General features: G+C 41.6%; 15 protein-coding genes. 8 read left to right on the top strand and 7 right to left on the bottom strand.

Going from position 1 to position 17,883, the window contains the following annotated elements; all coding sequences use genetic code 11:
• Positions 1-137 precede the first annotated feature (137 nt).
• Both C9E88_RS12985 and C9E88_RS12990 read left to right on the top strand, forming a co-directional pair.
• The gene (locus C9E88_RS12985) at positions 138-1,472 is read left to right on the top strand and encodes an ISNCY family transposase (RefSeq protein ID WP_137287915.1); all 1,335 of its coding nucleotides are present in this window, start codon (positions 138-140) and stop codon (positions 1,470-1,472) included.
• 358 nt (positions 1,473-1,830) lie between these two features.
• Entirely contained in the window at positions 1,831-2,892 is a 1,062-nt protein-coding gene (locus C9E88_RS12990) for an SDR family oxidoreductase (protein WP_425267143.1), read from the top strand.
• A gap of 47 nt (positions 2,893-2,939) precedes the next feature.
• On the opposite strand, the gene ligA is transcribed toward C9E88_RS12990, so the two are convergent.
• The 5 genes from ligA to C9E88_RS13015 form a co-directional block, all read right to left on the bottom strand.
• Positions 2,940-4,976, bottom strand: coding sequence for an NAD-dependent DNA ligase LigA (ligA, locus tag C9E88_RS12995; RefSeq protein WP_106985977.1), 2,037 nt, complete (start codon positions 4,974-4,976; stop codon positions 2,940-2,942).
• Between the two features lie 92 nt (positions 4,977-5,068).
• Positions 5,069-5,995, bottom strand: a complete 927-nt coding sequence (locus C9E88_RS13000; protein ID WP_106985978.1) for a cell division protein ZipA C-terminal FtsZ-binding domain-containing protein — start codon at positions 5,993-5,995, stop codon at positions 5,069-5,071.
• 1 nt (position 5,996) lies between these two features.
• Complete coding sequence (gene smc / locus C9E88_RS13005) at positions 5,997-9,449, bottom strand: chromosome segregation protein SMC (RefSeq protein ID WP_106985979.1); 3,453 nt, start codon at positions 9,447-9,449, stop codon at positions 5,997-5,999.
• 10 nt (positions 9,450-9,459) lie between these two features.
• Complete coding sequence (locus tag C9E88_RS13010; protein WP_106985980.1) at positions 9,460-10,155, bottom strand: GntR family transcriptional regulator; 696 nt, start codon at positions 10,153-10,155, stop codon at positions 9,460-9,462.
• A 183-nt stretch (positions 10,156-10,338) separates the two neighbouring features.
• Complete coding sequence (locus C9E88_RS13015) at positions 10,339-11,145, bottom strand: sulfite exporter TauE/SafE family protein (protein ID WP_106985981.1); 807 nt, start codon at positions 11,143-11,145, stop codon at positions 10,339-10,341.
• Positions 11,146-11,174: 29 nt separating this feature from the next.
• On the opposite strand from C9E88_RS13015, the gene C9E88_RS13020 reads away from it, so the two are divergent.
• Positions 11,175-11,930: a biotin--[acetyl-CoA-carboxylase] ligase gene (locus tag C9E88_RS13020; protein WP_106985982.1), complete on the top strand. Its 756-nt coding sequence runs from the start codon at positions 11,175-11,177 to the stop codon at positions 11,928-11,930.
• A 12-nt stretch (positions 11,931-11,942) separates the two neighbouring features.
• Complete coding sequence (locus tag C9E88_RS13025; RefSeq protein ID WP_106986022.1) at positions 11,943-12,677, top strand: type III pantothenate kinase; 735 nt, start codon at positions 11,943-11,945, stop codon at positions 12,675-12,677.
• 102 nt (positions 12,678-12,779) lie between these two features.
• Here the strand turns inward: C9E88_RS13025 and C9E88_RS13030 are convergent, their stop codons facing one another.
• Together C9E88_RS13030 and ffh are read right to left on the bottom strand one after the other, a co-directional pair.
• The gene (locus tag C9E88_RS13030; protein WP_218646836.1) at positions 12,780-13,361 is read right to left on the bottom strand and encodes an RBBP9/YdeN family alpha/beta hydrolase; all 582 of its coding nucleotides are present in this window, start codon (positions 13,359-13,361) and stop codon (positions 12,780-12,782) included.
• Positions 13,362-13,560: 199 nt separating this feature from the next.
• Positions 13,561-14,964: a signal recognition particle protein gene (gene ffh, locus C9E88_RS13035; protein ID WP_106985983.1), complete on the bottom strand. Its 1,404-nt coding sequence runs from the start codon at positions 14,962-14,964 to the stop codon at positions 13,561-13,563.
• A gap of 138 nt (positions 14,965-15,102) precedes the next feature.
• Between ffh and C9E88_RS13040 the strand changes: the two genes are divergently transcribed.
• The 4 genes from C9E88_RS13040 (at position 15,103) to C9E88_RS13055 (ending at position 17,882) form a co-directional block, all read left to right on the top strand.
• Entirely contained in the window at positions 15,103-15,912 is an 810-nt protein-coding gene (locus C9E88_RS13040) for a cytochrome C assembly family protein (protein WP_106985984.1), read from the top strand.
• 648 nt (positions 15,913-16,560) lie between these two features.
• Entirely contained in the window at positions 16,561-16,977 is a 417-nt protein-coding gene (locus C9E88_RS13045) for a type IV pilin protein (RefSeq protein WP_106985985.1), read from the top strand.
• A gap of 1 nt (position 16,978) precedes the next feature.
• Positions 16,979-17,500: a pilus assembly FimT family protein gene (locus C9E88_RS13050; protein ID WP_106985986.1), complete on the top strand. Its 522-nt coding sequence runs from the start codon at positions 16,979-16,981 to the stop codon at positions 17,498-17,500.
• Positions 17,472-17,882: a PulJ/GspJ family protein gene (locus C9E88_RS13055; protein ID WP_162368845.1), complete on the top strand. Its 411-nt coding sequence runs from the start codon at positions 17,472-17,474 to the stop codon at positions 17,880-17,882. Before C9E88_RS13050 ends, C9E88_RS13055 begins: the two co-directional genes overlap by 29 nt.
• The last annotated feature ends 1 nt before the right edge of the window (position 17,883 follow it).

Raw genomic sequence — 17,883 nt, forward strand, 5'->3', positions numbered from 1 at the left:
TTTTAAAGCCCCATTTAACATAATGGCTGTTATACGAAACGCATTTGTTAGAACCCATTTAAAGTGTCTATATTCTCACCAATAAAAATGTCTAGTTTATGATGGTTTTTATCACCATGGACTGGATATAAATATAGATGCTGATCACTATGTCTGACAAAGAAATTCAACGGCTTGCAGTTCTGCAAGACGTTCGAGATCATCGTATTACCCAGGTCCGTGCTGCTGAAATCCTAAATCTTTCCACCCGTCAAATTACCCGGTTATTGCAGAAGCTCAATCAAGATGGTGTCTCAGGTATGGCACATGCCAGTCGTGGTCAACCTGGCCATCGTCGCCATGATGACTTGTTAAAATCAAAGTGCCTTTCCATTATTGCTGAACATTTGCTGGGCTTTGGACCCACCTTGGCGCATGAGAAGCTCAGCAGCATGTTTGACCTGAATATCCCGGTAGAAACGCTTCGGCGCTGGATGACGGCCAATGACCTGTGGATTCCGCGATCCAAGCGCCTGAAGCGTCCATATCAGCCACGTTATAACCGGGATTGCTTCGGTGAACTGATCCAAATTGATGGCTCATATCACGACTGGTTTGAAGGACGAGCAGCCAAATGCTGCTTGTTGGTTTATATCGATGATGCCACTGGAAAGCTGTTGCATCTGCGCTTTTGTGAGGCTGAAACCACCTTTGACTATATGCTTTCCACCCGAGCCTACATTGAGCAATACGGTAAGCCGCTGGCCTTTTACAGCGACAAACATTCGGTATTCAGAGTGAACCAGAAATCCAGTCAGGACAGCCAGATCACGCAATTTGGCCGGATTCTGAATGAGTTAAACATTGATATTATCTTTGCCAACTCACCACAGGCCAAAGGTCGTGTGGAACGTGCCAACAGGACACTTCAGGATCGTCTGATCAAGGAGATGCGCCTGGAAGGCATCGGTTCGATTGCAGAGGCCAATATATGGTTACCCTGCTTTATTGAGCAGTTCAATCAGAAGTTCGCCAAATGTGCGCGAAACTCAAAGAACCTGCATCGGCCATTAAGCGAATCTGATCTTGAACTGGATGATATTTTTACCTGGCAGGAACCGCGTAAGGTCACCAAGAATCTGACCCTGACCTATGACAAGTGTATTTATATGCTTGAACCGACAGAGCTGAATCATAAGCTTGTTGGGCTATACATTTCATTTCTGGAGTACCCGGATGGTACTGTGGCAATCATGCATGAAGGACGGAAGATCAACTATAGCGTCTTCAATAAACTGGCTGGACTGCAGCAAAATGCAGTGGTTGAGAATAAAAGATTAGGCTCGGTTCTGGCCCATATCCAGCAGCAACATGAGGAGTTGGAGAAACAGAATAAACGTTCCCGTCTCAAGAAAAGTATGCCGAGTCGTAAAGCTCAGAAAGCTGTTATTGAACAAAGATATTTAAATCCTGTTCTTGACTCTTGCAGTTAAAAACAGGACATTTTAAATGGTTTATCGCATAGACATTTTAATTGGTGAATAGCAGAAGAAGCCCAGACCTAAGATCTAGGCTTTAAGTTAAAGCTCACAAGTTAGATATGACTCTTTGTCCATTTATTTATGAGATTTTGCGCCCACGATACTAAGAATTTGCATCTATCCAACACTCACCCCATTTTCGTGTTTTTAAAATCGATTAATAATCACTTTTACAGCATACACATGCATTTTCCGCTGAATTTAGTGCGCATTAAACCCAATCATCAACATATATTTTTTCAAATCAATCAAAGACAAAACTAAATATTCTCAATATGATAAAAAAATAAGCCCATGAAAGTTGAAGAATGTGAATACCAATACAACATCGATACTCGTTACAGGCGCCACTGGCTATATTGCCAGCTGGGTCATTAAAAATCTGCTTGAACAAGGACATACAGTTCACGCCACCGTACGTGATCTGAATAAGAAAAAAAGCTTTGCTCACTTAGAAAATATCGCAAACCAAAGCGCTGGCACACTCAAACTGTTTCAAGCCAATTTACTTACACCGCATGCCTTTGATGAAGCCATGCAAGGCTGTGAAATTGTGTTGCACATGGCCTCACCTTTTGTGGTGACCAATTATAAAGATGCGGTAAAAGACATTATTGAGCCTGCGGTAATAGGCACAGAAAATGTCCTAAACAGCGTAAACCAAACAGAATCTGTAAAACGTGTGGTGGTAACCTCCAGTATTGCCTCTACTTATGGCGATGCGATCGACATTAAGCAAACGGCAAATAATCAATTTGATGAGTCTCACTGGAATACCACCAGCTCCGAAACCCATCAACCCTATCCATACTCAAAAGTCATGGCGGAGCGCAAAGCGTGGGATATGCAAAAAGCGCAAAACCGCTGGGAACTGGTTTGTGTCAACCCAGCGCTTGTGCTCGGCCCTTCACTGACAGCAATGACCAAGTCTGGCAGCGTTGAAGTGCTAGAGCAATTTGCCAACGGCATGACCCTCGCCGGTGTACCGCCGATGTGGAATGGCATTGTCGATGTTCGTGATGTTGCCGATGCTCACTTGCAGGCAGCTTTTAACCCAAATGCAAAAGGCCGTTATATCATCAGTGGTGGCTCACTCAGCCTGCTGGAAATGGGTAAAATTCTGCGCCAAAACTTCGGCCCTAAATTCCCCTTCCCGCGCAATCAGTTGCCTAAAGCTGCATTTAAATTGTTTGGCCCATTGGCTGGTTTTTCCAAATCTTTTGTTGAACTCAATATGGGTTATCCTATCTACTTTAATGCGTCTAAGAGCCAAGCCAAATTGGGCATTCAATATCGCAATATTGAAAACAGCTTAGTTGAGCATTTCCAGCAGCTGCTGGATGACGGTGTTGTGAAAAAATACATCCCTTAACAGATCATAAAAAAACCGCCCTAGGGCGGTTTTTTCAGCTTTGCAAATTATTCTATTTGCCCATGGCTTTTCATCAACTCAATAAATTCAGCTTCATTGATGACTGGAATACCTAATTTTTCAGCTTTTTCCAGTTTAGAACCAGCTTTTTCACCAGCAACCACACATTTGGTTTTACTCGAAACACTGCCGCTGACACGAGCGCCGAGTGTTTGCAGCAACTGCGTCGCTTCATCACGACCCATCGTGCTCAATGTACCCGTTACTACCCAACTCTCGCCATTTAAAGGTTGACGACTTGGTGCAACTGGCGCATCCCAATGAATGCCTGCAGCCAGCAAACGCTCAACTACTTCAAGGTTATGCGGTGCTTGGAAAAAGTCGACAATCCATTCAGCAGTGATATCACCTACATCCGGTGTTTTTTTCAAAGCATCTAAATCAGCAACTCGAATCGCATCAAAAGTTTGGAAAGTATTCGCCAACATGCGTGCCGTGGTTTCACCTACCCCGCGGATACCCAAGGCATAGATGAATGAACCTAAAGTAGTTTTCTTGCTGTTTTCAATCGAATCAATCAGGTTTTGTACTGACTTCTCACCCATTTTTTCAATGGTCAGCAGCTTGTCACGGTGTTCATGCAGGCTGTAAATATCAGCCACATCTTTCAGTAAATCCAAATGCAGCAATGATTCCGCCCAACGATCGCCTAGGCCTTCAATATCCATGGCTTTACGTGAAACGAAATGACGGATCGCTTCGATACGCTGCGCCGCGCAATATAGACCGCCTGAACAGCGCGCCAAAGCTTCACCTTCAGGCATCACCACTGGCGATGCACACACAGGACAGCTTTCAGGCAGATGCACTTCAACAGCATCCACAGGACGAAACTCAGGCCAAACCTTTTCGACTTTTGGAATCACGTCACCGCTGCGGTAAACACTCACGGTATCACCAATGCGCACATCCAAACGGTGAATTTCACCAATATTATGCAAGGTTACATTTGAAACCGTTACACCGCCAACTGCCACAGGGTTCAACCGTGCCACAGGCGTTAAAGCACCTGTACGCCCCACTTGCCAGTCAATATTATCCACGGTAGTTAACGCTGCAACAGCAGGAAATTTATAGGCTGTTGCCCAGCGCGGTTCACGGCTTAAGAAGCCCAAAGTCTGCTGCTGTTTCAGATCATTGACTTTAATCACCATACCGTCAATTTCAACAGTCAGCTCAGGACGCTCTGCATTAATCTGTTCATAAGCCTGCTGCACAGCCTGTATGCTGTCGCAAACAAAATGACGCTCGCCCACCGCAAAGCCAAACTGTGTCAGCCATTCAAGACTGGCTGACATGGTGCTTTGCCCATGATTCGGCTCGCACTGCGCAATCCCGTAAGCATAGAACGCCAATGGACGTGAAGCTGCAATACTTGGATCAAGCTGACGTAAACTGCCTGCTGCTGCATTACGCGGATTGGCAAAGGTTTTTTCACCCTTGGCTTCATTTTCCGCATTCAGCTTTTCAAAGCCGGCTTTCGGCATCAGCACCTCACCGCGTACTTCTAATAAAGCTGGAATTTCTGCAGAAGCTGATGTCAGCACTTTAGGCAGGTTGCGAATGGTTTTAACATTTTGGGTAATGTCTTCGCCTGTTTCACCGTCACCGCGCGTCACACCACGTACCAGCACGCCATGTTCATACCAAAGCGAAATCGCTAAGCCATCAAATTTCAGCTCGACATCATATTCAATTTTTTGATTCGGCAGACGCTCTTCAATACGGCGCGCAAAAGCAAATAAGTCTTCTTGATTAAACACGTTACCCAGTGACAGCATAGGCACTGCATGGGTCACGCTTTCAAATTTAGACAGCGCTTTGCCACCGACTTTATTGGTTGGCGTGTCTGCTTGAATATATTCAGGGTGCTGGGTTTCTAATGCTTTTAACTGGTGAAAAAGCTGATCATATTCACTGTCTTCAATGGTCGGCTGATCCATTACATAATAGGCATGATTGTGCTGCGCCAAAATTTGAATCAACTGGCGCATTTGCGCGATGACCGGTTGCGGTTGTGTCATATCTTCACCATAAAAAAGGGCGGTAAATTTCCGCCCTCAAAAAATTCTATCACTGATCTATATTATAAAAATCAGCGTGACCCGTTGCAATCCTAAGCTTCTACCGCTTGCCCTAAGCGATAATCAATGGCTTGATGACGCCAATGTTCACGTAGCTGCGGTGTAAATTCCTGATTGTTTTGATCATAAACCGTACCTGCAATTTCACGTGCAATCAGACGCGAAATACTGTCCATGGTATCAAAGGCGTTTTGCACATCGCTATGTGGTAATGCTAAGAAGAAGGCCAAACCTTTCACTTGCTCAGTCGATAATGTTTCTAAATCAAAACCTGCCGCCGCACCATCATTACCAATTTGCAATACTGAGAACAATAACTTGCTATCGTCTTCACTATAACGATGGAAACATGCCATTTCACCAAAACGTAAACCATATTTCATCAGCACTTTCAGGGTTTTTTCACCTGATAATGCACGACTATCTGAATAGACATTCAAAGCAATATACGTTTCTGCTGTAGCCAAAGCACTTTCTTCATCCACCAACTTTTGCTCATGCAAATGTGCATCAAGAATATTACTTTCATCTTCAAATTCAGAAATTTCAGCTTTTTCAATGTGATTCAAGCTCAGCTCTGAAGGTTTTTCCTCGGCCTTCACCGCTTCAGCAATTACCGCCGTACTCACCGTCACTTCACGTACGGTTTGAACGTCGGCATTTTCAGCTTTTTCAACATTCGCATCATTTGTAGCGCTTTCTGTAACAGGTTCTGGCTGTGCTTCTTTGGCTTCAGTAGGTTCAGCTTCAGCTAAAACTGGCTCTTTACGCACTTCTGCTTCCGTTTGCAATTGCTCACGAACATGACGTGGAATCACAGGTTGCTGCGAGTCAGGATGAATATGTAAATCCGTTTCCAACGAAGGTGATACTTCTGCTGGCTTTTTCAGCAATAATCGAATGCCCAGTAGCATAATAACCACTGCAACAACAATCCCAAGGATTGTGGTAATTTCCATACTATGACTCCGCAACTAAACCGTATTCTTTTGCTTGTTCTAAATCGACAGTGACCAATTTAGACGTTCCCGGTTCTGGCATGGTCACACCGAGCAAATCAGTTGCCATGGTCATCGCCAGTTTATTATGTGTAATGTAAATGAATTGCACTTGTTCAGAAAGTTCTTTTACTAAATTACAAAATCTTCCTACATTGGCATCGTCCAAAGGCGCATCAACTTCATCCAATACGCAAAATGGTGCGGGATTCAAACGGAAGATCGCAAAGACCAGTGCCAAAGCAGTTAACGCCTTTTCACCACCTGAAAGCAAGGCCAATGAACTGTTGCGCTTACCTGGTGGACGAGCCATCAGCTTCACCCCAGATTGCCAACCATCTTCTAAACTTAAGCTAGCTTCACCACCATTAAATACTTTTGGAAATAATTCCTGTAATTCAGCATTTACCCGATCAAAGGTATTCATAAAGAGCTTGCGGGTTTCTTGGTCAATGCTCTTCATGGCCGCTTGTAATTGCTCAACGGTTTTTTCCAAGTCTTCAATTTGATGACTCAGTTCTTCATAGCGTTTTGAGACTTCTTCATATTCTTCTGAAGCAGCCAAATTCACTGCACCGAGTTTTTCAAATTGCTTTTGTGCTTTTTCCAACTGCTGTTGATGACTGACAATATCAATATTTAAGCCAGTCAGCATCTCACTGTTCATTTCTTTTAATTGTTCAGTGTAATGTTGCAGATCTGACTGCGCCGATTGCCATGCTAAACGCTTTTGTTCGAGCTCTGTTCTGAGCTTTTCATCTTGCTGTTGATGACTATGACGTTGCTCAGTCAATTCACGTTGTTTATTCTGCACATTATTCAGTTCAAGTTGCCACTCCGTCCAAGTTTTTTGCAGTTTGGCAGTCAATTCAGACTGTTCACTGTATTGCGATTGCAAAGTTGGTAACTCGAGCTGTATTGGATCAACAAATTGTTGTGCATGCTCCATCTGCGTATGAATTTGTAAGCGTTGCGCCTTTAAAAATACGCTGTCTTTTTCCAACAATTCAATTTGCTGTGTGGCCTGTAATACTTGCCGACGAATCAGCTCTAATTCTTGTTGTGCTTGCTGTGTTGACTGCTGACGCGCGTCTAAATTCTGGTTCAACTCGTCCAGCTGGTATTGCAATGTTTTATATTGAGGTAAAGCCTGTTCTAGCTTCATATTCAAGGCATGCAAGTCGATGTCTAAATCATCTTTTTGCATTGCGTCTTCTTCCAGCTGTGCCTCAACCTGAATCAACTGATCAGACAATTGCTGCTTTTGAACTGCAAAAGCTTGTGCTGTACTTTGTACTTTTACAATGGCAACATCGGCTTGTTGCAATGCCTGTTGCAGTTGTTTGAGCTCTGTTTGCGCAGCCTGTAATTGTTGCTGTGCGTGTTGAACTTGCGCTAAAGACTGTGGAAGTGCCTCTTCTGCTTGTGTCAACAATGCGTGTTGCTGTACCAATTGCGCGTCAATTTCTTCCAAACGAATACGATGACTGAGCGCACCTTGGCCTGCTTGACTGTCTTCATCATAGTCCAAGCCAATCACCCAGTCGGGCCCAACATGATAACCATCCAAACTTAGGATGGACTGACCTGTCGTTAATTGGCTTTGATAGCGCAGTGCTGTGTTTAGGTCATCCGCCACCGCCACCTGTTGCCAAAGTGAATAGTGTGGCGTATCAATCCATGTGGCTAAACAAGCCAAATTGTCTAATTGAATCTGCGACAGATCAGCCGTCGCTTTTAACTGACGTGCATGGCCATCTTGAAAAGCGTCAGTTGCTGTTAAAACCTGCGCATGGAGCCATTTGGCCAAAAACTTTTCAATCAAAGCTGCATGTGTTTTACCTAAGGCAGACAATTGCAGTGACTGCATCAATTGCACCGTATCCGCTTGCTGTTTAGGCGTAGCTTTGGTGAGCAACTGATTTAAGTTTTTTTGCTCAGATAACAAAATCTGTATGTCTGACTTTAACTGTTGCACCTGTGCTTTTTGCTGTTGTTGCTGTGTATTGAGCTGTTCTAACTCGTTGCTAAACACCATCACCTGTTGCTCGGTGAGTTGATATTTCTCACGAATATCTTGCTTATTCTGCTCAAGCTGTTCGAGCTCATCTTGCTGTGCTTGATTTAAAATTTGCGATGCTTGATGTTGCAAGGTTGCTTTTTGTTGCTCTAAACGACTGATATTTTTACCTAGTTGTTCTAGCTGTGCCAGCATTTGGAGCTTATTTTGTTGTTGCTTTTCAACTTGCGTTTTAACTTGCTCAAACTGCTGCTGCACCATACTGTGCTGCGCTTTTAAATCACTCAAGCCTTGTGTTCTTTCTTGCCCCTGACTTTCTTGCACTGCGAGCTGAGCATTTAAATCATCTTGTTGCTCATGCAAAGTGTCCAATTGCAGTTCTAACAATTGTAGACGTTCTTTAGTTTGTGCCTTTTGCTGTTCGAGTTGCACCAAGTTGGCAGAGTTTTGTGAGAATAAACTTTGCTTTTGCTCCAAAGTCATTTTCAATTCAGCAGATTTTTTTTCAGCCTGTTGCCACTCTGTTTGTAAAGGCGTGGACTGCTGAATTAATCGCTGGAACAATTCACTGGTCGAACTTAAATCATGCTCAAGGGTGTTCAATTCAGAACGTACCAACTTAAAGTGTTCGCCCAAATCATTCATTTGAACAGTATATTCTTGTTGTAAACGACTGCTTTGCTCACACTGAAAAGACAGTACTTCTATTTTAATGGTACGAATTTGCTTTTCGAGGGTTTTATATTGCACTGCCGTTTCGGACTGGCGTTGCAATGTTTTGAGCTGTGATTTGAGCTCGGTCGCAATATCTTCTAAACGCGATAAATTTTGTGTGGTGTGCTCTAAATGCACATTGGTTTCACGACGGCGTGCTTGGTAACGCGAAACGCCTGCTGCCTCTTCCAAAAACACTCGCATTTCTTCAGGCTTGGCATCGACCATACGGTTAATCATGCCTTGTTCAATAATTGCGTATGAACGTGGCCCTAGACCTGTGCCCAAAAAGATATCGGTAATATCTCGACGGCGACATTTGGTTCCATTGAGGAAGTATTCAGATTTACCATCACGGTTTACCTGACGACGCACAGCCAATTCATTATAGGCATTATACGCACCACCTAATTTGCCATAGGTATTTTCAAAACGTAACTCAACACTGGCCACACCTACAGGTTTGCGCTTAGCTGTACCTGTAAAGATAACATCTTGCATGCTACCGCCACGTAACTGGCGCGCGCTCGACTCCCCCATCACCCAACGAATGGCATCAATCACATTGGATTTACCACAACCGTTTGGCCCAACTACAGCGGTGCGACTATCTTTAAAATGTAAAGTCGTATTATCGGCAAAAGATTTGAAGCCAGAAAGTTTTAAACTGCTTAAACGCATAATGTCCTGATTAACGCCGTGAACGTCTAGCCCACGCGAGTTCGATTTGTTTCATCCGTGTCAGTGATTCCAACACAAGGTTCCGTAAGTGTCGACAAAAATCTTCCATAAATAAAGTGGCTTGTTGTGCCTTTCGAATCAAAATTGCATCCGAAACCATCTTAAACAGCTCAAAAGATTCTTGTAGTTCTCTGCGAGAAATATTCAGGGTTAAAAAATAGCTCCGTCGCAATGATGGGAGCAGTTCCTGATAATAACGCATCAGATATGCATTCCCGACCATTTCATGCTGGCGTGCCATTGCCTGAAAGATCAGATCATAAAACTTTTCTGCATTGCCTTGTCGAGTTTCAATGCTCAATTGCTCTAATAATAGCTGAATGCGCTCTGCTTCGTAACTCCGCCATGTTTCAGAAACACGTTGAACAATCTGCCCGAGCAGGAGTGAAGCCATATCAAATAACGCCCGCACCTGTAAGGCCGACATTTCTGACACAATCGCACCGCGTCTGGGAAAAATTTCAATCAGCTGCGTACGTTCTAAAATAAGCAAAGCTTCGCGTACAGAGCCACGGCTCACATCAAGTTCTGCAGAGATGCGTAATTCTTGGATCCGCTCTCCTTCTACCAACTCACCGCGAATGATCTGCTCACTGATATGCTTGGCAATTTGCTCCGACAAGCTCTCCGCTTCTTGTTGCTGCATACTATTCCTATCTTGTTTTTATTGATGCATGAGATGCGATTTTTTATTGCAATCTGGTCTGATTTAACTGCTTTTTACACGACATTACCATAACATTGTAGGACAATATTTTGTCTATACAGTCAATTGCAGTCTATAACGCCATCCTTGGCGCTTTCAAGCCACTTTGTCTTAGGATTCAGCTTAAAAATGTAAAATTCCCTGGCAAATAAAATAAATGCCTACTGTACTGAGCAGGCTTGCAAAACATTTTTTTAACATGGCTGGAGACAAGCGATGTGCGACTTTTGCCCCGAGCTTTGCGGTCATAAAACTCATCACACTAATGCCAATAAAGGCATAAATATGCACATAGCCAATGGTATGTGGTAAATCTACTTGGGCTTGCTGACCAAACCACATAAACCCGAGCGCACCTGCAATTGCAATCGGCAAGCCACAAGCGGCAGACGTCGCTACAGCTTTTTGCATCACCACGCCACAACGGTTCAAATACGGCACCGTTAAGCTACCACCACCAATACCAAAGATTGCAGAAGCAATACCAATCCCGCCACCTGCAAGCATTTGCATAGGCGTAGACGGTAAATGTTGCGCTGGGTCAATTTTGGCATGTGCACCACGAAACATTTTAAAAGCTACCCAAAGCGCGAAGCCACCAATGAACAATTGCAGGCCTTGACCCGATAAATAATGCGCAATACCCGCCCCCAAAAATGAGCCCAACACCAAACCTGGAGCCAAATTGGCAAATACCTTCCATAACACGGCACCCTTTTTATGATGTGCAGACACCGAGCTCATAGAGGTGACAATGATTGTGGCTAAAGATGTACCGACAGCCATGTGCATTAAAACGGCTGGATCGTAGTTCATTTGACTAAAAACTATGTACAAAATAGGCACAATAATTAAACCGCCACCCACACCAAAAAGCCCTGCAGCAAAACCAGCGATTGCACCAATCAGCAAATATATGATTAACTCCATGAACACTATTCCACATTTCTCAGATTCAAATGGATTTAGAGACGCGACAACTGCAACACATATTGACTGAAGCCAATCAACTGCCAGAAGTCTTATTACTCAAACCCGTGACAACATCAACCAATGATGATGTACGCGAAATTGCCCTCAAAGGCATTCAGCAAGTCTTGGTGACCAGTATTCGGCAAACCCAAGGTCGAGGCCAACGTCAAAACCAATGGGTTTCACCTGAAGGAAATATCTATTTAAGCACATTGCTCAATACGCAAACACCTATTGATGGACGTTTGGCTTTGGAAATTGCCTTAAATATCCTACAAATGCCGAGCCTCGAGCATCTGAATTTACAGATAAAATGGCCCAATGACCTATATAGCACGCAAGGTAAATGGGGCGGCATTTTGGTTGAACCTCTCAATGCACATCAAGCTGTGGTCGGTGTTGGCCTGAATGTTCTACCTCTACCCAAACAAGGCATTGATCAAGCCACCAGTTCACTCACCGAATTAGGCCTAAGCGAATTTAACCGCATCCAACTCACAGCAGAATTATATCTGGCAATTCAGCAAGCTGGTGAATGGTTCAGTCATGGTTGTACCAATTTGGCAGCCCGCTTTAATCATTATGCGGCTTTCAAAAATCAAATGGTTGAATTTGAACACCTACAAGGCCTAACTACTGGTACTTTTTTGGGTATTCGAAATGATGGTGCCATCGAAATCCAACAGCAAGGCGAAGTACAGCACTTTTTCCAAGGCCGTTTGCGCTTAAAGTCTAAAGCCTAAGAGATGTCAAATATGAAAAGTTTATGGCTCGACATTGGTAACACACGCCTAAAATACTGGATCACGCAGAATGATCAAATTATAGAGCATGCAGCAGAGCTCCACCTGCAATCACCAGCAGAGCTCTTACTGGGCTTGATTCAACATTTTAAAAACTTAAACTTGCAACAAGTCGGTATTTCCTCGGTACAGGACAAAAAAAATAATGACCGTATTCAAAAAATTCTGAAGTTTTTAAATGTGCCCGTAACCTTTGCCAAGGTACATGCGGAATTTCAGGGCTTACGCTGTGCTTATGAAGACACCAGCAAATTAGGCATCGACCGCTGGTTGCAAATGCTGGCCGTGATTGACAACCCAGAACAACAGTATTGTGTTATTAGTTGTGGTACTGCGCTCACCATTGATTTATCTCAGGGTTATCAACACTTAGGTGGCTACATTTTACCGAATCTGTATTTACAACGTGATTCACTGATTCAAAATACCAAAGGGATTAAGATTCCAGATGCCTCTTTTGATGAACTTTCCCCAGGTAAAAACACCATTGATGCTGTTCATCATGGCATTTTACTTAGCCTACTCAGCACCATTGAAAAAGTCTTAGAAAAATATCCAAGCCAGCTCATTTTAACGGGTGGCGATGCAGCATTATTTGCCAAATATCTAAGCCCCTATGCCCCACGTATTGAAAATGATTTGCTCCTGAAAGGCCTGCAACACTATTTGCAACACAGCACACCGTAAAACAACTCACTGATCAAAATAAAAGGCGAACAGAAAATAGTTTTCTGTTCGCCTTTTATGTTCAGAGCCATAAAGAAAATACAAAGCAAAACATGGAAAACCTTAAGCTAATAAGGGTTGCAGTGTTTCCCACAATTGCTCGAACTTGATATAGCCATCTTGTGCCATAAAGTGTCCTGCATTTTTGACTTCAATATTCTGAGCTTGAATTAAATTCGACAGTTGTAAGGTTAAAGGCGGTGGCACATAAGGATCATTACTTGAAAGTAAACATACCGATAAAGGCATGCCTTTAACCAGCACCAACCGATTCAGTTTGGCTTTTTGAATAAAATCGTTTAGTTCAGGAATAGCCTTTAAAGGTGACATAAAACCTGCCACAAAAATACCGGCTTTAATCTTGGATTTATGCACTTCAAAATAAGTACTTAAATAATGTAACGTCGTTAAGCACCCAAGGCTATGTGCCACAATAATCGTATTTTCATCTAGCCGCGACATCTGTAAGGACAAAAATTTTTGCCAATACTCAAAATTGGGCTGTTCAGATTCTGCCAACACAACACGTTTTGAGATATGACCTGCGTCATTCAAGCGCTTACTCAACCAAGGAAACCAATGATCATTGGGTGAGGCTTGGTAGCCATGCACAATATAAATATTTTTTTTGGTTGTTTTAATCATCGCTTTTAATTCTTATGTTGAATGAATGATCATCCTGAATATTTCAGACTTTTGTTTATTTCTTAAACACCATTGTGGCGTGATTCCAATCACTTTGACAAGTGTAAACACGCCATTTAGCACAATTATTTTTCAGATCAATAGCATTAAAAAAATCATAAAAAAAAGGCGCATAAAGCGCCTTTTTAAAATTCCAAATTTATTTTGGATCTTTATTACCAAAGAGTGGACCCATACCGCCGCCACCAAATTGTTTTTGCATACCGCTCAATGATTTCAACATTTTTGCCATACCCGATGGATTAGCAAATTTCTTCATCATTTTCGCCATCTGTGCATGTTGTTTAATAAGCTTATTCACTTCAACAACATCCATACCACAACCTGCTGCAATACGCTTTTTACGGCTTGGATTCATCAAGTCAGGATTACGGCGCTCTTTAATCGTCATCGATTGAATAATCGATTCCATTTTTTTCACTTGCTTTTCTGGGTTTGCTTGCGCAATTGCATCTTGAATACCAGCATTACTCATGCCTGGTAATTTATCCAAGAAGCCCATCATGCCGCCCATTTTATTCATTTGCTCAAACTGCATCAGCATATCTTCAAAGTTGAAGCTACCGCCCTTTTGCAATTTTTTCGCCATTTTTTCGGCTTTTTCTTTGTCGATTTTACGTTCAACTTCTTCGACCAAAGAAAGTACGTCACCCATGCCCAAAATACGCTGTGCGATACGTTCAGGATGGAATGGCTCTAAGGCATCAAGTTTTTCACCCATGCCCAAGAATTTAATTGGCTTACCCGTAATTGCACGAACTGAAAGTGCTGCACCACCGCGCGCATCACCGTCAGTTTTGGTTAAGATCACACCTGTTAAAGGCAAAGCATCATTAAAAGCTTTGGCCGTGTTGGCAGCATCTTGACCCGTCATTGCATCGACAACGAATAAAGTTTCAGTTGGCTTAATGGCCGCATGAAGCTCTTTAATTTCGTCCATCATTTCGTTATCTACATGAAGACGACCTGCTGTATCGACAATTAATACATCCGCAAATTGAATTTTCGCTTGTTCAATGGCACGGTTGGCAATAGTAATCGGTTTTTCGTCTGCGCTCGATTCGAAGAAAATCGCGCCAACTTCGCCTGCAACAGTCTGAAGCTGTTTAATCGCAGCTGGACGGTAAACGTCGGCAGACACCATCGCAACTTTTTTCTTTTGGCGTTCTTGTAAAAAGCGCGCTAATTTTGCAGCCGTTGTAGTTTTACCCGCACCTTGTAAACCTGCAAGCAGGACAACAACTGGAGGCTTAGCTGCAAGGTCAAGGCTTTCATTCGCCTCGCCCATCATTTTTGTTAATTCGTCATGTACGATTTTGACGAAAGCTTGGCCTGGCGATAACTGAGTCATCACTTCTTGGCCCAATGCTTCTTCCTTAACTTTCGCGATAAACTCACGAGTTACAGGTAACGCCACATCGGCTTCAAGAAGTGCCATACGCACTTCACGTAACGTATCTTTAATATTGTCTTCGGTTAGCTGCCCAGAGCCAGTAACATTTCTTAAACTCTGCGTGAGTCGTTCTGTTAAGGTATCAAACATTGCAAATTCCGCTTAAAATAGCCATGAGCAAAAAATTGTTTCTTAAAATAGAAAATTTATGCATAGAATGCTATAGGATACTTTAGTTCTTGCAGAATTTATATAAATGAATATTAATCATCCTGAAAAAGGTTTGACATGATCAGTCTCCCCTTGGTTTATACGATCTTAGCATTAATCGCCTATACCACCTCTTTTTGGTATTTGTTCATACACTTAATGTCTAAACGTAGCCCAAACCATTGGTTTATTGGCCTTATTTTAGGTTTAGGTCTTCTTTTACATGCAGGTGTTCTATTCAATGACATGCTGACCCCGGCTGGTATTAACTATAATGTTTTCAACATTTTGTCTTTTACCTCTGGGTTAATGTTACTACTGAGTCTTTTATTTAGTACCTACCGCCCAGTTCTTGCGCTCAGCCTCATTGGAATACCTGTAGCAGCAACAGGACTTATTTTCGGTTTTGCCTTTAGTAAACATGATCTGCTCATTAATCAAAACTCCCTAGGCTTAGACATTCATATCATTTTGTCACTTTCAGCCTATGCAATTTTATTAATGGCAACTATTCATGCCGTATTGCTTTGGTTTCAAGACCGCGAACTCAAAAACAAACAAAAACGCCGTGTATGGGTCAGTCTATTACCGTCATTTCAAGCCATGGAATCTCTGCTTTTTGACATGCTTATTGCTGGCTTTATATTGCTAACCCTCGCTCTTGGTTTTGGCTTTTTTACGATTGATAATTTCTTTGGCCAGCATCTTGCCCATAAAACTGCCTTTAGTATCGTTTCATGGTTTGTCTATGGTTCACTTTTAATTGGCCATTATCAATTTGGCTGGCGTGGACAAAAAGCCATTCGCTTTACAATCATCGGCTTTTTTCTACTTGCTATCGGCTTCATTGGATCTAAAATCGTTTTAGAAATGATTTTAGGCCGTTAATGCGTTACAAACTGTAAAAGATAATTTTCCAGTATTTTAATTGCTGATCTGAGTCTATATTTAATCTATTTAAAAAAGAGTATATGCAAATATGCTCTTTTTTTTATCGTTTATAAATTATAATCACACCCTGTAAAATGATAAATAAATCAACAAAAACCCACAAACCGAGACTTACACAATAAATTAATCCCGAAGCCTATTTCTCAGTGAAAAAATTAATCTCAAATTGATTGGCATAATCAACCAAAAAGTAAATTATATTGTTTAATTAAATTTAAAAATAAAATCTATTTAAAATTAAAAGTAAAATATTTATACCCGCACACACAAATACACAGAAAAAATCTATAAATCTAAATATTTAACGACAATATTCACATTCTATGGATTTTAAAAACAATATTTATTGTTATATTTCAAATACAAATAAAATTTAAACCAATACAAATACAACAAAATAAACTTGAATATTACACTAAAATACAAAAACATAGTTACAAATACTTACATAACTTTAAATTACTTTACTTTATCGTTGCATTTTTGAGATGTATTTCTCACTATTGTGCAAATAGTGTTTCATGATTAAACTAAAAACATTCTCAATATAGACAAGTAAAAATTAATTACCGTGATGAGGTAAATATGAATAAGAACGGATTTACTTTAATAGAATTAATTATTGCGGTGGTAATTATTGCAATATTGGCATCCATTGCTATTCCAAGCTATCAAAACTACATCACTCGTTCAAAAATTAAAGAAGCGCAATCAAATCTCATCGCATTATCACTTTCTGCAGAGAATAATTATCAACGTACACTTAATTATCCTACGGCTTCACTAACAACCAGCAGTGCTTTAGTAGCAAACACAGTATTTAAAAGTTGGGCACCATCTTCAAATGCATTTGAATATAAATATGTATCTACAGATGGTTCAACATACACACTCACTGCAACGGGCAATGAAACGAAAGTTTCTGGCTGTACTCTCACTCTAAATAACCAGAGTGTAAAAACAATCTCTGGTTGCGGCTCAGTCACTGAATGGATGAAATGATATGAAAATACAACATCCGACTGCACAAACAGGTTTCACGCTCATTGAGCTGATGATCACAATTGGACTTTTTTCCATTTTGTTAATGCTTGGTTCTTCACTTACGCGTACTTGGGTTGACCGTAGCCAAGTCAATAGTGCACTCACAACCTTTAAAACTGCTGTGACGCAAGCAAAAGCCTCTGCACTACGCAATAGCAATAATCAATTAATGAGTAATTCATCCGTCAGTGTTTGCTTAGATAGCACAACCAATACATTAAATATTATACGTACCGCGTTCAACTCGACTGATGTATGTGATGTTCCTTCCAGCCCATCAGCAAGCAGTAATACCCTTTTACGTACATTTCCACTTTCTAAAGATATTTTTATTAAACAGGGTACATATAACTTTCAGTGTATGTCTTTTAATTCGGCTGGTGTACTCATACTTGTTTCAGGTAGTGGGTGCTCAAGTGACCTAGCAACAGCATTTAAGGTAGGAAAAAATGATGAAACAGCTGACATCTATATCTTATAAAGAGCAAGGCTTTACCTTACTCGAAGCCTTAGTTGGTCTTATGCTTTTTTCTATCGTCATTCTTGGTAGTGGCGCTGCAATCAGCAAAATGCTCACTACTCAAAAAGACCTAAATACTAATTTTATTATTATTAATATGATGCAATCTAAATTGCAAAATGCACTAAACAATACAGACACAGGTAGCGTTTGCAATGCTGTAAACAAAGACAGTTTTGTTTTAGCCAGCAAAACCTACTATACAGCATGTGCAATTGAAAAAATAAATATGGGTACAACAGAGACACAGTGGCCTGTACTTGCTGTAAGCACAACTCTTGCTGAAGCTCAAACATGTGCAAATGGAACGGCAAGTGATAACTGCTATATGGTAGGGAGATAAA

Origin of the sequence: Acinetobacter cumulans, from assembly GCF_003024525.3 — a bacterium.
Classification (GTDB): Bacteria; Pseudomonadota; Gammaproteobacteria; order Pseudomonadales; family Moraxellaceae; genus Acinetobacter; species Acinetobacter cumulans.